This is a genomic window from Streptomyces anulatus (assembly GCF_000721175.1).
In the GTDB taxonomy this organism is placed as follows: domain Bacteria; phylum Actinomycetota; class Actinomycetes; order Streptomycetales; family Streptomycetaceae; genus Streptomyces; species Streptomyces anulatus_C.
The window spans coordinates 103,617-121,857 of record NZ_JOEZ01000028.1 but is presented as its reverse complement, the minus strand read 5'-3'; the positions used below and the strand labels follow the sequence as shown (position 1 = coordinate 121,857).

Annotated in this window: 16 protein-coding genes; 8 read left to right on the top strand and 8 right to left on the bottom strand. The window is 70.1% G+C overall.

Annotation, left to right across the window (positions count from 1 at the left end; translation table 11 throughout):
- The first annotated feature begins 209 nt into the window (after nucleotides 1-209).
- Entirely contained in the window at nucleotides 210-767 is a 558-nt protein-coding gene (locus tag IG90_RS0128825; RefSeq protein ID WP_030590693.1) for a GNAT family N-acetyltransferase, read from the top strand.
- 33 nt (nucleotides 768-800) lie between these two features.
- On the opposite strand, the gene IG90_RS0128820 is transcribed toward IG90_RS0128825, so the two are convergent.
- From IG90_RS0128820 to IG90_RS0128790, 7 genes are all read right to left on the bottom strand, one after another.
- Nucleotides 801-2,381, bottom strand: a complete 1,581-nt coding sequence (locus tag IG90_RS0128820) for a type IV secretory system conjugative DNA transfer family protein (protein WP_030590690.1) — start codon at nucleotides 2,379-2,381, stop codon at nucleotides 801-803.
- A gap of 1 nt (nucleotide 2,382) precedes the next feature.
- Nucleotides 2,383-3,801 (bottom strand): ATP-binding protein, encoded by a 1,419-nt coding sequence (locus tag IG90_RS0128815; protein ID WP_030590687.1) that lies wholly within the window; start codon nucleotides 3,799-3,801, stop codon nucleotides 2,383-2,385.
- 94 nt (nucleotides 3,802-3,895) lie between these two features.
- Complete coding sequence (locus IG90_RS0128810; RefSeq protein ID WP_030590685.1) at nucleotides 3,896-5,446, bottom strand: SCO6880 family protein; 1,551 nt, start codon at nucleotides 5,444-5,446, stop codon at nucleotides 3,896-3,898.
- On the bottom strand, nucleotides 5,443-6,807 hold the full coding sequence (locus IG90_RS0128805) for a hypothetical protein (RefSeq protein ID WP_030590684.1): 1,365 nt from the start codon (nucleotides 6,805-6,807) through the stop codon (nucleotides 5,443-5,445). Before IG90_RS0128805 ends, IG90_RS0128810 begins: the two co-directional genes overlap by 4 nt.
- Entirely contained in the window at nucleotides 6,797-7,666 is an 870-nt protein-coding gene (locus tag IG90_RS0128800) for a DUF8175 domain-containg protein (RefSeq protein ID WP_030590683.1), read from the bottom strand. Before IG90_RS0128800 ends, IG90_RS0128805 begins: the two co-directional genes overlap by 11 nt.
- Nucleotides 7,667-7,847: 181 nt before the next feature.
- The gene (locus IG90_RS0128795) at nucleotides 7,848-8,156 is read right to left on the bottom strand and encodes a hypothetical protein (protein ID WP_003968086.1); all 309 of its coding nucleotides are present in this window, start codon (nucleotides 8,154-8,156) and stop codon (nucleotides 7,848-7,850) included.
- A 368-nt stretch (nucleotides 8,157-8,524) separates the two neighbouring features.
- The gene (locus IG90_RS0128790; RefSeq protein WP_051860391.1) at nucleotides 8,525-9,076 is read right to left on the bottom strand and encodes a hypothetical protein; all 552 of its coding nucleotides are present in this window, start codon (nucleotides 9,074-9,076) and stop codon (nucleotides 8,525-8,527) included.
- 340 nt (nucleotides 9,077-9,416) lie between these two features.
- Between IG90_RS0128790 and IG90_RS0128785 the strand changes: the two genes are divergently transcribed.
- From IG90_RS0128785 to IG90_RS0128755, 7 genes are all read left to right on the top strand, one after another.
- Entirely contained in the window at nucleotides 9,417-9,833 is a 417-nt protein-coding gene (locus IG90_RS0128785; protein ID WP_233436175.1) for a hypothetical protein, read from the top strand.
- Nucleotides 9,830-11,650, top strand: coding sequence for an alpha/beta hydrolase (locus tag IG90_RS0128780; RefSeq protein WP_030590680.1), 1,821 nt, complete (start codon nucleotides 9,830-9,832; stop codon nucleotides 11,648-11,650). The genes IG90_RS0128785 and IG90_RS0128780 overlap by 4 nt, the downstream gene beginning before the upstream one ends.
- Before the next feature lie 82 nt (nucleotides 11,651-11,732).
- Nucleotides 11,733-12,209 carry a hypothetical protein gene (locus IG90_RS0128775; protein ID WP_030590679.1) on the top strand — a complete coding sequence of 159 codons (477 nt, stop codon included), beginning with the start codon at nucleotides 11,733-11,735 and terminating at the stop codon, nucleotides 12,207-12,209.
- Nucleotides 12,210-12,442: 233 nt separating this feature from the next.
- Nucleotides 12,443-14,872 (top strand): alpha/beta hydrolase, encoded by a 2,430-nt coding sequence (locus IG90_RS0128770; RefSeq protein ID WP_030590677.1) that lies wholly within the window; start codon nucleotides 12,443-12,445, stop codon nucleotides 14,870-14,872.
- Entirely contained in the window at nucleotides 14,869-15,450 is a 582-nt protein-coding gene (locus tag IG90_RS0128765) for a hypothetical protein (protein ID WP_030590674.1), read from the top strand. Before IG90_RS0128770 ends, IG90_RS0128765 begins: the two co-directional genes overlap by 4 nt.
- 180 nt (nucleotides 15,451-15,630) lie before the next feature.
- Nucleotides 15,631-16,626 carry a C40 family peptidase gene (locus tag IG90_RS0128760; protein WP_030590671.1) on the top strand — a complete coding sequence of 332 codons (996 nt, stop codon included), beginning with the start codon at nucleotides 15,631-15,633 and terminating at the stop codon, nucleotides 16,624-16,626.
- 405 nt (nucleotides 16,627-17,031) lie between these two features.
- Nucleotides 17,032-17,763: a phosphatase PAP2 family protein gene (locus tag IG90_RS0128755; RefSeq protein ID WP_030590669.1), complete on the top strand. Its 732-nt coding sequence runs from the start codon at nucleotides 17,032-17,034 to the stop codon at nucleotides 17,761-17,763.
- A 151-nt stretch (nucleotides 17,764-17,914) separates the two neighbouring features.
- Here IG90_RS0128755 and IG90_RS42560 read toward each other — a convergent pair whose 3' ends face one another.
- A complete protein-coding gene (locus tag IG90_RS42560) occupies nucleotides 17,915-18,133 on the bottom strand; it encodes a hypothetical protein (RefSeq protein WP_078585517.1) in 219 nt (72 codons plus the stop codon).
- Nucleotides 18,134-18,241 lie beyond the last annotated feature (108 nt).

Below are 18,241 nucleotides of genomic sequence, written 5' to 3'. Positions count from 1 at the left end.
GTACTGCAGGGGGGACCCTGTGGGAGAGTAGGACGCCGCCGAACAATTTTTCCGGGAAAGCCCCGCACCTTTTGGTGCGGGGCTTTTCTGCGTTCCCGGGCGGTAGTACCGGGGCACGACGGGGCGTGGGCGTGGTGCGGTGGCCTGGCTGGGGATCAGTCGGTCCTTAGTCGGTTGAGCGTGGGCGGGTGGAGGACGAAGATCAAGGCATGGACTATGTGATGCGTGCTGTGCGGGCCGACGAATGGCCGCAGGCCAGGCAGCTGCGGCTGGATGCCCTGAGGGATCCGGCGGCCCCTGTGGCGTTCCTGGAGTCGTACGAGGAGGCCGCGGCGAAGCCGGACGTCCACTGGCAGGAGCGGTCTGCTGCGGCGGCGGCCGAGGGCGGGCGGGTCCGTCAGTTCGTCGCGGAGTCGCCCGAGGGAGTGTGGGCGGGGACGGTCACCGTGCTCGTCGAGAGCCCCGAGGACGATGTGCGCTTCGGGGAGGCCGCTGAGGTGGACCAGGCACACCTGGTCGGTGTGTTCGTCCGGCCCGAGGCGCGGGGGACCGGGGTGACGGACGCGCTGTTCCGGGAGGCCGTCGCGTGGGCCTGGTCGCTGTCCTCGCCGCGGCTGGAGCGGGTGCGCCTCTACGTGCACGAGAAGAACCCGCGGGCCGCCGCCTTCTACCGGCGGTTCGGGTTCGTCCCCTCCGGGCAGCGGATTCCCGCTCCGGGCGGGCGGGGCGAGCTGGAGCTGGAGTACGTCCTCGGGCGGGAGGGGTAGCAGCGCTCCGGTGCGTTGGACCGGGCACACGCCCTAGCTGACGCCCGGGGCCGGGGCGTGCAGGTGCTCCTGCCAGCGGGCCCGGGCCTGCTCCCGGGAGCGGAGCAGCACCAGGGCGGGCATGCCCCGGTTCTGACCGGTCGCCAGCAGCTCCGGGAGCTGGGGGAGGGGTGCCACGGCCGCGACGTCGTCGAGGACGAGGGTCATTGGTGGGTCGAGCCGACCGTCGGATGACCGTGCGGCCATGCGGCGGCCGTGCTCGACCACGTCTGCGGCGAGCGCGGTGAGAAGGGGCATCGCGCCGGGGTGGGAGCGGGGATCCTCGATGGGTTCGCCCACCAGATAGAGCGTTCCCCCTTCGTCCGCAAAAGATTCCAGCGCGAGGGAATCCGCTCGGTGCGCCGTGCAGGCCTCGCGGATGTGCACCGTGGAGAGCGCGGCGAACGCCCGTACCGTCAGTTCCTGGGCCACTTCGCGCCGTTCCGGGTATGCGGTGAGGGCGGACTCCAGCAGCCCGGCGAGTCCGGACGCGGCCTTGGGGTGCGTACGGAGGAGGCGTACCGGTTCGTGGGCGCCGGCCCCGGAGGCCCAGCGCAGGACCTGGCGGAAGGGCCGGCCGTCCACCGCTGCGGCGTGCAGCCAGCACTGGAGGAGCGTCTGCGCCGTGTCGGCCACCGCCGCGTCGATCCGGGCCTGCGGGCGTACGGGGGCGAGCAGGGCGGCCGCGCGCGCGGCGGCGACGTCGGGGAGCTCGCAGCCCGCGGTGGGCGACCAGTGGAGGCGGGCCGGGGTGTCGCAGAGGTGGCCCGGGTCGTAGACGAGGACCGGGCCGAGCTTGCTTCGGGCGTCTTTCGTCTCGGCCCAGACGGTGGGGTCCGAGGTGATGACGAGGGCGGGCCCTTCGGCGTCGTGGATGGCCTGGACGACGGTGGGGCGCCGGGCGGGGGCGGGGGCGTAGACGAGGAGGGGGGTGCGGGGGGAGGGGAGGAGTACGTCTCCGTCGGAGGGAGGGGGCGCGTATTCGGCTGCGGGGGCGCTTGGGGTGGTGTGGTCGGGCGCCGTTGCCGGTGGTGCCGGTGGTGCTGTCGGGGGTGGTGCCGTTGCTCTTGCTTGTGTTTCCGCCTGTGTTTCTGCCGGTGTTCCTGCTACTGGTGCTGGTGTCGTCTCGGGTGCGGGGGGCTGTTTCTCGTGCGCTCCGAAGGCCCGTTCCTCGCGGCGCCGTTCCCGTACGGCACGACCGCGGGCCACGACGCCGAGTACGAACACCGCGAGGACCACCAGCACCATCAGCTCGCCGATGAACAGGCCCCAGAACAGCCCGTATCCGGAGAGCTGGGCCGGGGGCGTCCCCGGCCAGGCGGCGGCGAGGTCCTTGGGGGCGGTGGCCAGTTCGCGCAGGGCGAGTGGGGACCGGGTGAACGTCACGCCGTCCGGCCAGGCCCCGTGGGCGAGGAGCCCGGCCAGGCCGGTGGCCGTCCAGGCGACCAGGGTGGCCGCGAGGAGGAGGCCCAGGAGGCCGATCAGCAGGCCGTCCGGGATGCCGCCGCCACCCTGGGGCCGGTCGTGTCCGTCGTGAGGGGCCGGGCCCCGGCCGCGTGCTGCCTGGCGTGCCATGTCATGCCACCGTTGACTCTGACGACTCGTTGATCCGTTGCTGGTTCTCGATCCGGGCCGCCCGTTGCTCCGCCTCCAGTTCGGCGGCGCGGATGTCCTCGGGGAGCAGGTCGTCCGTCGATCCCTCGGTCATGGCGCGGTCGGTGAAGACCAGGGGGCGTTCGGCTTCGGTGATCAGGTGCTTGACGACCTGGACGTTGCCGTTGACGTCCCAGACGGCGATGCCTGGGGTGAGGGTCGGGATGATCTCGACCGCCCAGCGGGGCAGTCCGATGACCCGGCCGGTCGCTCTGGCCTCGTCCGACTTCTGGGCGTAGATCGTGCGGGTGGAGGCCATCTTGAGGATGGCCGCCGCTTCCTTCGCCGCGGCCCCGTCCACCACGTCGCTGAGGTGGTGGACGACGGCGACGAAGGAGAGCCCGAGGCGGCGTCCGAACTTCAGGAGGCGCTGGAAGAGCTGGGCGACGAAGGGGGAGTTGATGATGTGCCACGCCTCCTCGACCAGGAAGATGCGTTTCTTGCGGTCGGGCCTGATCCAGGTGTGCTCCAGCCAGACGCCGACGATCGCCATCAGGATCGGCATCGCGATCGAGTTGCGGTCGATGTGCGAGAGGTCGAAGACGATGAGGGGCGCGTCGAGGTCGATGCCGACGGTCGTGGGCCCGTCGAACATGCCGCGCAGGTCGCCGTCGACGAGCCGGTCCAGGACGAGGGCGACGTCCAGGCCCCAGGCCCGTACATCGTCTATGTCGACGTTCATCGCCGCGGCGGACTCGGGCTCGGGGTGGCGCAGCTGTTCCACGATGTCCATCAGGACCGGCTGGCGGTCGGTGATGGTCGCGGTGACGTAGGCGTGGGCGACCTTCAGGGCGAAGCCGGAGCGCTCGTCGAGCCCGTGGCCCATGGCGACTTCGATGATGGTGCGGAGCAGGGCGAGCTGGCCGGTGGTGGTGATGGAGGGGTCGAGGGGGTTGAGCCGGATGCCGCCGTTGAGCGCTGCGGTGGGGTCCAGGCGGATGGGGGTGATGCCCAGCTCCTGGGCGATGAGGTTCCATTCGCCGACGCCGTCCTCGCCCTGGGCGTCGAGGACGACGACCTGCCGGTCGCGGAAGCGGAGCTGGCGCAGGACGTACGTCTTCTCCAGCGCGGACTTGCCGTTGCCGGACTCGCCGAGGACGAGCCAGTGCGGGGCGGGGAGCTGCTGACCGTACAGCTGGAAGGGGTCGTAGATGTAGCCCTTGCCGCTGTAGACCTCGCGGCCGATGATCACGCCGGAGTCGCCGAGGCCGGGGGCGGCGGTGGGGAGGTAGACGGCCTGGGCCTGGCCCGTCGACGTACGGACGGGGAGGCGGGTCGTCTCCACCTTGCCGAAGAGGAAGGAGGTGAAGGCATCCGACAATGCGGACAGGGGGTCTCGCATGGTGGGGGTGCCCTCTCTTGTTGCGGTTGCTGCGGTTGCTGCGGTTCTTCCGGCGGGGGTGGAGCTGGGGTTGAGGCGTGCGGGTGGTGCGTCGTCAGCGACGGATGCCGGTGGCGAACGGGAGTGTGTTCACGAAGGCACGGTGGTGCTCGCGGTCGCACCACTCCAGCTTGAGGTAGGACTTGCCCGCCGAGGCGCGGATCGTGCGCTTGTCGCGGGCGAGGGCCTCGGGTGAACGGGACGACACCGTGATGTACCCCACCAGGTTCACTCCGGCCGCGCCGCTGGCGAGATCTTCACCCCGCTGGTCGAGCCGGCCGTGGGCGGCGATGTCGCGGGGGTCGACGGTGCGGTTCATCTTGGCCTGACGGCTCGCCTCGGCGTCGTCGTTGGTCTTCTCGGTCAGCATGCGCTCGATGGCGACCTCGGTGGGTTCGAGGTCCATGCAGACGGCGACTGTGCGGATGACGTCGGGGGTGTGGACGAGGAGCGGGGCGAGGAAGTTGACGCCGACGGGGGTCATCGGCCATTCCTTCACCCAGGCCGTGGCGTGGCACCAGGGGGCGCGGGTGGTGGACTCGCGGGTCTTGGCCTGGAGGAACGTCGGCTCGACCGCGTCCAGCTCGGCGGGCCAGGCGTTGCGCTTGGTCATGGCCTGGATGTGGTCGATGGGGTGGTCGGGGTCGTACATCGAGTGCACGAGGGAGGCCAGACGGCTCTGGCCGAGCGGCTGGCGGACCCGGATGTCGGCCTCGGCGAGGCGGGCGCAGATGTCGGTGAGCTCGCGGGCCATGACGACGGCGAGGCCGGCGTCGCGGTCGAGCTTGCGGCCGCCGTGGGGGCGGGCGGCGCGGGCCATGGCGTTGGCCTCGGCGGCCAGTTCGCGGCTGTAGTGCATGCAGGCGACGAGGTAGGCGCGGTGCTGCTCGCTGGAGGTGGAGACCATGGACTGGAGCTGGTCGTAGGACTCCTGGAGCCAGCCCGGGGACGTCTTGTCGCCGCGTTGGGCGACGTCCTTGGCGTGGGCGTCGGGGTCGGCGGGGAGGGTACGGGCGAGCATCTGGAGGCGGGTGACGAAGCCGTCGCCGTTGGCCACGTGCTTGAGGAGGGTGCCGAAGCGGTCGACGAGGGCCTCCTGGTCCTCGCTGTCGCGGAGGCCGACGCCGGGGCCCTCGATCTCGATGGCGGCGGTGACGGTGCGCCGGTCGGCGTGGAGGAGCACGGCGATCTCGTCGGGGCCGAAGGGGGCGGCGAGCCAGCTGATCCGGCCGATGCCGGGGGGCGGGCCGATCTCGACCTCGCGGCCGTCGGCGCTGACGCCCGCTTCCATGGCACTGGAGCGGTAGGCGGTGCCGCGGCGCAGGGAGCGCTTGAAGCTGCGGTTGATCTCGAACCACTTGTAGAAGGTCCGCCCCTTGTACGGGACGTACACGATGGCGAGCGCCAGCATGGGGAAGCCCACGAGGCAGACGATGCGGAGGGAGAGGACGGGGACGAGGAGCCCGCTCATCATGCCGAGGAACGCGCCGACGATGATCAGGGCGATCTCGCCGGTCTCGCGGTTCTTGCCGACGATCGCGTTCGGCCGGGCGCGGCCGATGAGATACGTGCGGCGGGGCGTCATCGTGTGGGACTGGGTCGTCAACGCCCTCCCCCTCCTGTGCTCGAGTTACCTGTGGTGCCGAAGCCGCCTCCGCCTCGGGAGGAACGGCTGCTGTGGGGGGTCCCGGAGGTGGGCGCGGACCCGCTGCGGGGCGAGGGGGCGGCGGATCCACCGCCTCCGCCGGTGGTGCGGGAGCTGTGGGCGGCGACGCCGCCGCTGGCCGGGTTGGCGGGGCGGGCGCCTCCGCCGCCTCCGCCGCTGTTCTGGTCGTTGCGGCCGCTGTGGGTCTTGATGCCCTGGGAGACGAGGGCGGCGGGGGAGCTGATCAGGGCGGCGGCCTGGGCCCCGTCGGTGGCCTGCTTGCGGTTGGTGCGGGCGCCCTGGATCTCGTCGCCGAAGCCGGGGACGAAGCGGTAGATCATGGCGGAGGCGAAGATGGCCAGCAGGATGATGGAGAGGCCGGAGACGACGGCGGAGAAGGCGTCGGGGCCGTCGCCCGCGGAGAGCGCTCCGGCGAGGCCGAGGACGATGACGATGACCGGCTTGACCATGATCACCGCGATCATGATGCCGGCCCAGCGGCGGACGTGGCCCCACATGTTCTTGTCGACGAGGCCGGCGTAGACGACGATGCCGAGGAGCGCGCCGACGTAGAGCAGGGCGGCGCGGATCACGAGCTCCAGCCACAGGATGCCGGCGGCGAGGATCGAGACGAGCGAGACGACGATCAGCATGATCGGTCCGCCGCCGATGTCCTCGCCCTTCTTGAGGGCCTCGGCGAACGAGCCGAAGAAGACGTCGGTCTGGCCGCCGGTGGCGGAGGAGATGACCTCGGTGACGCCGTCGGTGGCGGAGACGATCGTGTAGAGGATCAGCGGGGTGAAGGCCGAGGCGAGGACGGTGAGCCAGAGGAAGCCGACGGCCTCGGAGATCGCGGTGGTGAGGGGGACGCCGCGGATGGCGCGCTTGGCCACGGCGAGGAGCCAGAGGACGAGGGTGAGGACGGTGGAGGCCGCGAAGATGACGGCGTACTGCTGGAGGAACTTGGGGTTCGTGAAGTCGACGTTGGCCGTGGACTCGACGGCCTCGCTGAGCTTGCCGACGATCCAGGAGGCGGCGTCGGCGCAGCCTCGGGCGAGGGAGGAGAGGGGGTCGAGGGATTCCGACGGGTCCGGAGAACCCGGCACGCTGTCGGACGCTCCGGCGCCGTCGCCTTCCTCGCAGAACTTCTTCACCTCGCCGAACAGAAGACTGCAGTCCTCGTTGGCGCTCGGTGACGGCGTCGGGGTAGGGGTAGGGGTCGGCGCCGCGGCCGCGCGTCCGGCGAACGCCAGCGCGGCTGCTTGCAGTCCGACCAGCGCAGCGGCCACCGAACGGAAGCGGTACTTGGGGCTACCTGGCATAAGTGAAGCCTCCGTACTCCTCGACGGCCTTGCTGATCGTGTCGGACTTGGAAGCCGCGACATCGCCGGGAACGGGCGCCGGGCCGTCGCTCTCGGATGCGGCGGTCACTTTCCAGTCGCCGCCCGACCACGACAACTGGGCTGTCCATGTCTTCCAGGTGGTGCTCACCGGCTTGGTGGAGTCCGGTCCGGACATGCCGATGAGGCCCGTGTACCAGACAGCTACCTCTGCGGTGTCGCCTTCGAACGCCAGGACCTTCGTGCCCACGGGAACGGTCCGAGAGATGAAGGTGCTGCCCTCCGGGGCGTTGCCGTCGGCGTCGAGACCGAGATGTGCGAGGAATTCGGTCGAGTAGGCCAGGTCCTGAGGCGCTCTGAGCTTGTCCGCCGCAGCAGGCGAGTAGACGGTGTCGAGGATCTGGTCGCGGCTTTCCTTCGTGAACATCTCCGCCGACCCCAGCGCCACCGCGTAGTTCGCCGCCGCGCTCTGCGCCCCCTGCTCGTCGTGGGCGAAGCCGGAGGCGATCGTGCCGTTCTTGCCCTGGACGGGCTTGGTGCCGGTGGGCGCGGTGGGAGCGCTTCCTGTGGTGCCAGGGCTCTTGGCGCCCGGGGAGGTGTCGTCGTCGCTGCCGCCGCCGCGGTTGGCGAAGGCGATGGCAGCGACGAGGAGGACCGCGATGCCGGTGAAAGTCACGAGCGAGCGGGAGTTGCGGACGGGGCGGCGCGCGTGGGGGTGGCCCGCGTCGCCGTCGGGGAGGCGGGTACGGGTCTGACGGGTGCCGCCGAGGGTGCTGTACGGGTCGTCCGGGCGGCTCCCCTGGTCCTTGCCGCGGTAGTCGTGCTCGTCACCGGGACTCATGCCGCGTTCGCTCCCTCGGTCGTGTGCGGATCCGCGCAGGACGACGGTAGCTGTGCTGGTTGCCGCTTGAGCGCGGTGTGGTGACTCGACATCAGGGAAACGCGACCTCAGCCGGTGGGCACGACGGGCGGATGGTGGGGAGCGGGCGGGGACGGCCCGGACGGGAATGGCCGACGGTGGGTCAGACGGCCATTCCGTACACGATGGTGAACAGGGTTCCCAGGGAGCCGATGATGAAGACCCCGGTCAGTCCCGCCACGATCAGGCCCTTGCCCTGCTCCGCGCTGAACGTGTCGCGCAGTGCCGTCGCTCCGATGCGCTGCTTCGCCGCGCCCCAGATCGCGATGCCGAGGCAGAGCAGGATGGCGATGGCCATCACCACCTCGATCATGATGCGCGCCTCGTTGCCCAGCGTCCCGAACGGCCCCCAGTCCGGAGCGATTCCGCCGATGATGGTGGTGATGTCGCCCTTCTCTGCTGCCAGGATCATGTAAGTCACCGCCCCTGTTGGGTAGTTCGCTGCCCATGCCGTCCGGCACGAGTCGCCTTCTATCTTCGCTGATGAAACCGCGCTCGCACGACGTCTTCCCGGGTCTCTTTACCCGGATCTCGCACGTTTGACCGGGCGGTCGCCCCGACCTGCGGCTCGTCCCGGCTCCTCACACACATGCCTGGTTACTCTGTGTATCACGGGGTGTGACCAGGAGCAACGACGGTGGTCATGGGTTCTGATGCGGTTGCAGCGTTCGCGGGGCACGGCGTGTTCGTATGCGCCGTTCGAGAGCCGTCGGTGCGCCGGTCGGCACCTTGTTCGATGCTTCGTCAGGTGTGGTCGGGGAAGGGGGTGCTGGGGGTGGCTCAGTCCTCGCGATGGGTCGGCCGGGTGCGGCGGTAGTAGGAGACGGTGACGGCCCCGAGGAGCGGCCCCCAGAGGACGAGCGGCTGGTAGATGACGCCGACCAGGAGCCGGCCGGCGGGAGTCATGTCCGCGTGGGGGTACGTCCACCACAGCGGCATCGCGGCCCAGATCGCCGTGAGCGCGAGAGCCCCGGCGGCGGCCGGTACGACGGCGGCCAGGGGGCGAACGCGGCGGCCGCCGATGACGGGTACCCAGCGGGGCACCGTTTCGCCCCACGGCCGCACCAGGCCGAGGGTCAGCAGCGCGAGCAGCTCGCAGGCGACGCTCAGCGCCAGCATCCACAGCTTGGCGCCCGGGGTCTCGAACGGTACGAAGCCTGCCGCGGTGTACCCGGACGGGAACCCGCACACCATCGCCAGCCGCCACAGTCCGGTCGGCAGCACGATCAGCGTGGTCAGCTGCGCGGCGCGGACCGCCCACCGGGGCGCGGGCGGGGGAGAAGGCAGAGGCGCGGGGGTGGAGTCGGTCGGGCGTTCCTGTCGGGTTCGCATCATGCAGTCCATGGTGGTCCTGGGGCCGTGGTGGGGCGTCACCTTCTGATCCCGAGTGGGCTGTCCCGCGGTACGAGGGCGGGTGCCGGGGTCTCCGCCGTGCGGCGGAGGGGGCCTCGGCCCTGGGCTCCGCAGGGAGACGGCCGTGGTGTGCGTGCCCGTGCTCGGCTCCCCTTCGTTCGGGTGAACCGCACGGCTCCACGGGAACGGCGCCCCCGCGTCGCCCGCCCGGGAATCACGGGTCCGGGTGCGTACGGAGCCGGGGCCCCGGAGCGTGGACGGACGGCATGTCGCGCACCGCGGATTTGGCACAGTGCCGCTCCACGATCAAGAGAACGGGGTGAGCGGTGTGGGCGGAGTAACCGTGGTCGGGCAGCCGAACGAGGGCTGGGGGCGGCTGGGGGTACCGGCCGGATCCGCGGGAGCGGCCGAGGACGGGGATCTACGGCACAGCGACGGTCCATGGCTGCGGGCCGCCGGTGGAGCCGACCAGTTGGTCACACACCTCGGCCCGGTGAAGAGCGAACTGGCTGCGGCGCACCAAGGCTTGATCGCCGGGGCCGGAGCGCTGTCCGCCTTGGCCGAACTGAGCACCGTGAGGGCCTCGTGGGAGCGTCGGGTCGAGGTGGCGCGCCGCGAGTGCGGGAGCCTCGCCGGGAACCTCCGGGCGGTGGTCCAAGGCCAGGCAGAGACCAACGAGGCGGTGAAGAGCGGCTTCGACAGGGTGAAGACGCTGAGCGGGGGCGGCGCACGGTGAGTGGCCGGGGCGGAGGGGCGGGGTCCGACCTGACCTGGTCCGTGTTACGTGAGGTGAAGTGCGCCGAGCTGGAGGAGGCCGCGGACGGCTGGGGCCGGGTGAGCAACCGTGCAGACGCCGCCCGGGACCGTATCGAGGGCCAGTTCCTGCCCGGTCTGCGTGATGCGCAGAAGGGGGAGGCGGCGGGTGCGGCGGTGGGGCGGCTGCGCCGGCTGGGGACGAACTTCCAGTACATCTACACCGAGTGCGGGCTGCTGCGGACCACGCTGAACAGCCTGGCCCATGAGATCAAGGCCCAGCAGCGTGTGTTGCAGGGTGCGCTGGACGATGCGGCGGCACTGAAGTTCACGGTGCACGCGGATGGTTCGGTGACGTATCCGGCGGGGGGCGAGGGCCTGGTCGACGGGAAGCCGTTGGCGGGCGGGACGGCGTCCGGGGTTCCGAACCCGGGCATGGTGACCCCTTCGGGGCTCGTCGCCCCCAACCCGAACGCCGGCAAGGCCCAGGACATCGCGGACCGCGTGGCGCAGGCCGTACGGACGGCGGCCGACGCGGACTGGCGGTACACGAGGATCCTGCGGTCGCTGAAGGCTGAGGAGGGCCTGGGTGTTCCGGCGGCGACGTGGACGGACGCAGCGGCCGATGCGGCTGCCGTGCGGCAGGCGGCGCACAACTACCTGAAGGACGCGATCCCGCACGATGCGACTCCGGCAGAGCGCAAGGAGTGGTGGGCCGGGCTGACGGACGAACAGCGCGAGGAGTACCTCGCGGTGTACCCGGACCAGATCGGCAACCTGGACGGGATCCCGGCCCTGGTACGGGACGCGGCGAACCGGGACAACCTCCAGCTGCTGATGGGGAAGCTGGAAGGGAGGGACGACGACGAGTCGGCGACCAAGCTTGCGGCGCTGCGGGAGATCGATCGGCAGCTGCGGACGGTGCCGAAGCCGGGGGAGCCGCCCATGTACCTGCTCGGGATCGGCGATCAGGGCAATGGGCGGGCGATTGTCTCGTACGGGAATCCGGATACGGCGAGGAATGTGGCGGCTTATGTGCCTGGGTTGAATACGTCGTTGGACGAGAACTTCGCTACGGAAGACCTTAAGCGGGCGCGTGATCTCTCTATCGCCGCCAATCAGCACGGGGAGCCCTCTGCTGCCATCACCTGGCTCGGATATGACGCACCGCAGTCGCCGGACGGGCTCGGAACGCTTGCCGTTGCTGTGGGTGGCAGGGCGGAGGAGGGCGGTCTGGCATTCGGCGAATTCATGGATGGAGTTGAAGCGGCCAACGACCACGAGGATCCGCACCTGACGGCCATCGGCCACTCCTACGGCTCGCGCACTGTGGGGGCAGCTACACAGCAGCCGGGAGGAATTCCTGGTGTCGACGAGATTGTGTTCGTCGGGAGCCCGGGGGTTGGCGTCGACAGTGCAGATGACTTGGGCGTAGGCCGGGATCATGTGTTTGTCGGAGCCGCCGAGAACGACGTTGTGACAAAACTTCCGTCCAAAAGTAAGTCGGCTTTAGGAGCGACCGAGATGCTGTTCGGCGGGCCTGCGGCTGGCTATGTCTTCGGTGATCTGGTCGACCGAGGAGATGACGATGTTTGGTTCGGCAGGGACCCGGCCAGCGAAGCGTTCGGAGCGAGACGATTCGAGGTGGGGGACGGGCCGACCTTGATCGCGAACGGCAAGCTCAACGTTGATGCGCATTCAGGTTACTTCGATCCGGATGTCGATAGGGCATCGGTCGAGAATATGGGGCTGATCGCCGCTGGTCATGCGAACAGAATCAAAAGAGAAGAGCCGCGTTGAGATGATTCAATTTAGATCGATTCTTGTGGTCCTTCTTGTGGGGGTCCTATTGGCGGGGTGCGCCGGGGTGCGGGGTGGAAAAATGGATATGCAGGATGCCGCTGAACGCGCTGATGAGATGCTCGACAGCGTTCTCGCGGAGATCGAACCGAGTGTGCGATGGGTTCATGGTCCGACCACGATGGGAAGCTGCACAGTTACGCGGCGGCGGACCGTCATGACCATCGTCTCTCCCCAACGGAGGGGCAGCTTCCTAGGTGTGGTGGACCGATTCTGGCAGAAAAGCGGCTACCGCGTCACGGCGATCAACAGCCATGTCGATGCCCCTGCGATCTTTGTGAGGACGCAGAACGGATTTCAAGTGAGCCTGACCGTTGCCGACAAGGGGCAGGCGCACTTCACCGTGGACAGCCCCTGTGTCCGCCGCTCCGAGGTGGCCGATTCCACCAGCCGGGCCACCGCGTTCCTCGACCCGGAAGCGGAGCTCATCCCCCGCCCCAACATCCACTCAGACTTCTGGTCGGCAGGTGCCCCCAGCGCGGCGGCGAGCGGGTCGTGATCGGGTCAAGGTGGCTCAACTCGGCTGTCCCGTAGGGATTTTGAGCCCGCCATTGGGCCCTGGGGCCCATGTCGCGTCCCCTGCACGTGTGGTCGCATACGCGGAGTGACTGACCTGTCGCCCGTTCCGCCCACTCACGAGGTAGGGGACTGCTCTTGTCCGGCATACGAAGAAGCGTGGTCCCTGTTGGCGTCGATGTAAGCGCTGCCGTAGCGGGTTCGGGTGGGCGATTGATGCCCCGGCCGTTGCAGGCGGTGCTCGTCCTTCTGCACGTTCTCTTCGTCGCCACCCTGGTGGGCGCTGTGCGGGCTCTGTCGACGGCGTCCTCGGTGGACGCGGTCGACGGGTACCTCCTCGGGTTGCTGCTCTACGCGTCGCTACCCGGCGTCGGCGCCTTCGTGCTGTCGCTGTACGTACGTCATGGCGGCATCCGGGTCTGGTACGGGCTCCTCGCCGTGCAGGCCTGGATCGTCCTCGGCGCCCTCGCGGAGCTGAGCGGCGGGGCCGGGGCCCAGGGCGTCGCGCGGTTGGTGATGCCGGCGGCCGTCATCGTGCTGCTGTGCCGGCCGGAGAGCCGGGGGTGGTTCCGGAGCGGCCTGGAGCAACGCGTCGAGCAAAGGCTGTTCAGCTTTGCCCGGATGATGAAGCTGCGCCGCGACGGCGGGCAGACCGCGTTGGAGTACCTGGGCCTCGTCCTGGTGGTCGTCGCTCTCGTCGGCGGGCTGATGGCCACCGGAACCGGCAGGCAGCTCACCGCGGAGATCCGTAGCGCGATCTGCGAACTGACCGGCAGCTCGTGTCCGGCCCCGGGGCATGACGTCGTGGCCGGTGGTGGGAGCACCGACGGCACGGGCACCGGCACCGGCGGCAGTAATGGCACCGCCAACGGCACCGGTGACGACGAGGCCCCTGGCGCTGATGCCGACACCGGTGCAGCCGGCGGAGGCGGTGGAGGCGACGAGTCCAGCCTGACCGGTGGTACCGGCAGTACCGGTACCGACGGTGACACCGGTGGGGCCGCAACCACCGGCTCCACGGTCGGAAGTAACGGCAACAGCAGCGGAAGCGACGACAGCAGCAACGGCAGCAGCAGCGGAAGTAGCGGCGGCAGCAGCGGAGACAGCGACGGCTCCGGTGGCTCCGGCAGCTCCAGCCCCTCAGGCGACACCGCCCATCCCCAAGGCGGCGACGCCTTCCCCCCGACCGCCGTCTTCGTCCCGGTTGACGCGGGTAGACCCGCGGGCCCCGGCGGCGGGTTCCTCGACGGGTTTCTCGGGGACGGGCTGGGGGGCGACGTCCAAGGGGTCGTCGACGCGGTCCTGCGGCCGGGTGAGAGCGGGCGGCGCATCGTCGACCAGTGGGGGCGCGACACCCGCGGCGCGGGTGAGAAGTGGGCGCGGGGCGACTACATCGGTGCGGCCTGGGACTGGAACAAGGCCGTCGGCGGTGCCGGTGCCGGGCTGGCGATACCCGGTTCCGGGGCGCGTGTCGACGCCGAGGTGCGGGACGCCGAGCGCGCGCACCTGAGCGGGCGGATCCCGCAGAACGCCACGCCCGCCGAGCGCAAGGCCTGGTGGGACGGGCTCTCGCCGGAGGAGCGGCAGCGGTACATCGAGCTGGTCCCGGAGCTGATCGGCAACCTCGACGGCATCCCGGTCCTCGCGCGCGACGCCGCCAACCGCCGCAATCTCCCGGCACTGATCGACAAGCTGGAGGGGGTCGACACCGACAAGGCCCGTGATCAGCTGGCCGGGCTCCGGGAGATAGAGCGGCAGTTGAAGGAGGACGGGAAGCCGCCCATGTATCTCATCGGCATCGGGGACGAGGGCAACGGGCGGGCCATCGTCTCCTTCGGGAATCCGGATGCCTCGCAGCATGTGTCGGCGTACGTACCGGGGCTCAACACCTCGCTCGACGAGGAGTTCGCCAAGAACGACCTCGGGCGGGCCCGGGACACCGCGATCGGGGCGCAGGGGTACGACGAGTCCACGGCGTCCATCGTGTGGCTCGGGTACGACGCGCCGCAGCTGCCGGACAAGGACGGGGCGGCGGGCTACTTCGCCGTCATGGGTACGGGGCGTGCCGAGAAGGGCGGGGCGGCGTACCGCGACTTCATGGGCGGGATCTCCGTCACCAACCAGAACAAGGATCCGCACCTGACGGCCATCGGGCACTCCTACGGGTCCCGGACCGTGGGCGCCGCGGCGGCCCGGCCCGGGGGGATTCCCGGGGTCGACGACATCATCCTCGTCGGCAGTCCGGGGGTCGGCGTCGACCACGCCGTGGATCTCGGCGTCGGCAGCGAGCATGTCTTCGTCGGGGCCGCCGCCAACGACCCGGTGACCAAGTTGCCGTCCAAGACCCAGGTCGTGGTGGGCGGGATCGGGCTGGTCCTCGGTGGGCCCGGCGGGGCCTACCTCGCCGGCGACCTGGCCGATCCGGGCGACGACGACCTGTGGTTCGGGAAGGATCCGGCGAGCAAGGCGTTCGGGGCCCGGCGCTTCCCGGTGGCCGACGGTCCCCCGCTCGTCAGCGGCAGCGGTGTCAGTCTTGACTCGCACTCGAACTACTTCAGCCCGGAACGCGACGCCGTGTCCGCGGACAGCATCGCCCTGATCGTGTCGGGCAACGCCGACCGGCTCAAGATGGAGGAACCGAAGTGAGACGAGCGAAGCGGGTCCTGCCCCTCGTCGCGGTGGTCCTGGCCCTGGGGGTTCCGCTGTCCGGGTGCGGGAGCGTGGAGGGAAGCGCGCGCGACGACGTGAGCACCGGGAAGGAGAGCGGGATGGATATGCAGGAGGCCGCCGAGCGGTCCGACGCGATGCTGGACGCCGTCCTGAAGGGCATCGACCCCGATGTGCAGTGGGCGCACGGGCCGACGACCACCCGGGCCTGCGGGGTGACCCGTCGGCGGACCGTCATGACCGTCGTCTCCGCCGAACGCCGGCAGACGTTCCTGGACCGGGCGGAGACGTTCTGGCGGAAGAACGACTACCGGATCAAGGCGGTCAACAAGGACGAGGAGTTCCCGGCGGTCTACGCGGTCACGAAGACCGGATTCGGTGTCAGCGTCTCCTTCCGTGGGAAGGGGCAGGCCTTCTTGGAGGCCGACAGTCCGTGCGTGAAGGAGTCGAAGGTCGCCGCCCCCACCGCCGAGCCGAACGGACCCGCGTACAAGGACGTCTATCCGCTGCCCCGGCCCAACGTCCGTTCCGACTTCTGGTCGGGTAAGGGCGACTGAGGAGGGCTGGGGGCGGCCGAGGGGGCTGAATGTCCGTCAGTTCTGTCAGGGGTGAGCCGTCGGCGCCCCCGTGTGCTTCGGGTGCGCCGGTGGTGTGCCGCGGATGACTCGTACACACCGTCGAAAACACCTCTGAAGCGCACCCCGATGGGGGATGGTTGAGGGGTGCGGAAATTCTGGGTGTTCGGTGGCATCGGCGTCGCCATGGTCATGTGCTTCCTGGCGCTGCTCGTCGTCGGTACGTACTCGGCCGCCGCCGGGCTCGCCGGGGCGGGGGGCGGCGGTGCCGTCGCGCTGGCCAAGGGAGCGGTCCCGGCACGCTTCCAGCCGCTCGTGCAGAAGTGGGGCAACCTCTGCCCCGCCATCAACCCCGCCCTGCTGGCGGCGCAGTTGTACCAGGAGAGCGGCTGGAACCCGAAGGCGCAGAGCCACGCCGCCGCGCAGGGCATCGCCCAGTTCATCCCCGGGACGTGGGCCACGCACGGGATCGACGGCAACGGCGACGGCAGGCGGGACGTGTGGGACCCCGCCGACGCGATTCCGTCGGCCGCCTCGTACGACTGCGAGCTCGCCGGGTACGTGAAGAAGGTGCCGGGCGACCCGACGAGCAACATGCTCGCCGCGTACAACGCCGGCGCCTACGCGGTCATCAAGTACGGCGGCGTCCCGCCGTACAGGGAGACGCAGAACTACGTCAAGATCATCCGCTCGCTGGAGAAGAGCTTCGCCCGCCCTGTCGGCCGGGTCGCACCCTCCCGGCAGGCCGCAGGGGCCATCTACTTCGCACAGAAGAAGCTCGGCACGCCCTATCTGTGGGGCGGCAACGGGACACCGGAGCAGCAGGGCCGCTTCGACTGTTCGGGGCTGACCCAGGCGGCGTACCGGACCGTCGGCATCGAGCTGCCGCGCGTCGCCAACGATCAGTACAACGCGGGTCCGCACCCCTCGCGGGACGAGCTGCTCCCGGGCGACCTGGTGTTCTTCTCCGACGACCTGACCAACTCGCGCGCGATCCGGCACGTCGGGCTGTACGTCGGGGGCGGCTATATGATCAATGCGCCGTTCACCGGGTCGGTCATCCGGTTCGACAAGATCGATACGCCGGACTACTTCGGTGCGACACGGGTCACCAAGGACGGAGCGGCCGCCCTTCCGACGGATCTGCCCACAGGGTGACGGATGTCTCCCATGCGGATGTCCGGATGTCCGGATGGGCGGGTGTCGGGGTGTGGGGGCACGGAGTTCCGCCCAGCGGAGTTCCGCGCAAGGTTCCGGAGCGGCGAACGGTGCTGACGGGTAGTCGGCCACGGTCGGAACTCTCCGTGAAGCCTGGGCCCTGAGCTGCGACGACCCATCACTCTTCGATAACGTCATGGTGATCATTCGGTGGAGAGCGGAACGCACACGACGGCCGGGCCGTTCCCTGGACGGGGTACGGGAACGGCATGCGCACTGACCCATGCTTTGTAGTGAGGTGCAGTGCGGTAACGGATCGCACCGATACACGGGGGTTCGACCACGGCGGCGGGCAAGGACGCGCGTCGCAGCAGATGAAGCAGACAAGGCAAGGGGCCGCAGCAGATGGCTGGACTCGAACTCGACGGGTCGAACCCGGACGTCAGTCTGCTCTACGACATCAACGGGCTCGCGAAGGCCGCTCCGACCTGGTTCGACCGGGTCATGGAGTTCGTCGGCGAGTACGGGATCATGCTCGGCCTGGTTCTGGTGGGTCTGTGGTGCTGGTGGAGCATGCGCAAGCGCGGGACGGCCGAGGACTCGGTGACGGCCGCCGCCGCCATCGTCTGGGCGCCGCTCGCCGCCGCCATCGCGATCCTCATCAACATCCCGATCCGGGGCTTCGTCGAACGGCCCCGTCCGTTCAACGACCACGAAGGCCTTGAGGTCCTGATCCACGGCAAGACGGACTTCTCGTTCGTCAGCGACCACTCCACCCTGGCGATGGGCATCGCCGTCGGCATCTTCGTGGCGAACCGGAAGTTCGGCTTCGTCGCGATCGGCCTCGCCCTCTTCGCCGGTTTCAGCCGGATCTACATGGGCGTCCACTATCCGACCGACGTGATCGGCGGCTTCGCCCTCGGTACGGCTGTCGTCCTGCTGCTGGCCCCGCTCGCCATGGCGCTGCTGACCCCGCTGATGGCCGCGGTCGCCCGCTCACCGCGCGTCGGCTGGTTCGTCCGGTCGAAGAGTGCGGCCGTCGCGTACGCGGACGAGCAGGGTGGGGCGAGGGGCATCCACGAGCCTCGGCCCGGCCATGGACGCGGCGATCTGGGGGAGAAGGACCTGGCCGCCTGACGGTCCCGTCCTCCCTCCCGTAGCCGATCCGTCAGTCCTCGGGCCCGCTTCAGCCTCCAGTCGCTCGGCCCGTTTCAGCCTTCAGTTGATCGACCGGCCTCCCGTTCCCCCAGGTGCTTGGCGCCTGGGGGTTCGTGCTGAACGGGGCCGATCAGGGGGCGGTGAGGTGTTCGGCGGCATCGGTACGGGCCCGGTCCCGGGACCTGCGCGCCGGGCCCCGCCAGCCGCAGGTGCAGCGGGCCAGGCAGAACGAGCCGCGTTCGATCGTCGTGGCGCTGTGCCCGGCCGGCGGCTCCGGAGGGGGAGCTGACGCGGAGGCGGTCGTGAGCCCCGGGGCGGTGTGGGCCGGGGCGGGGGAATCCTCATGCACCCGACCACGGTACTGGCCGCGGCCGGCCGGCGGGGGGTCGCGGCCCTGCCATCCCCCGACACGCCCGCATCCCCGGTGCGGGACGCGCCGGGGCCGCGTGACGGGGGG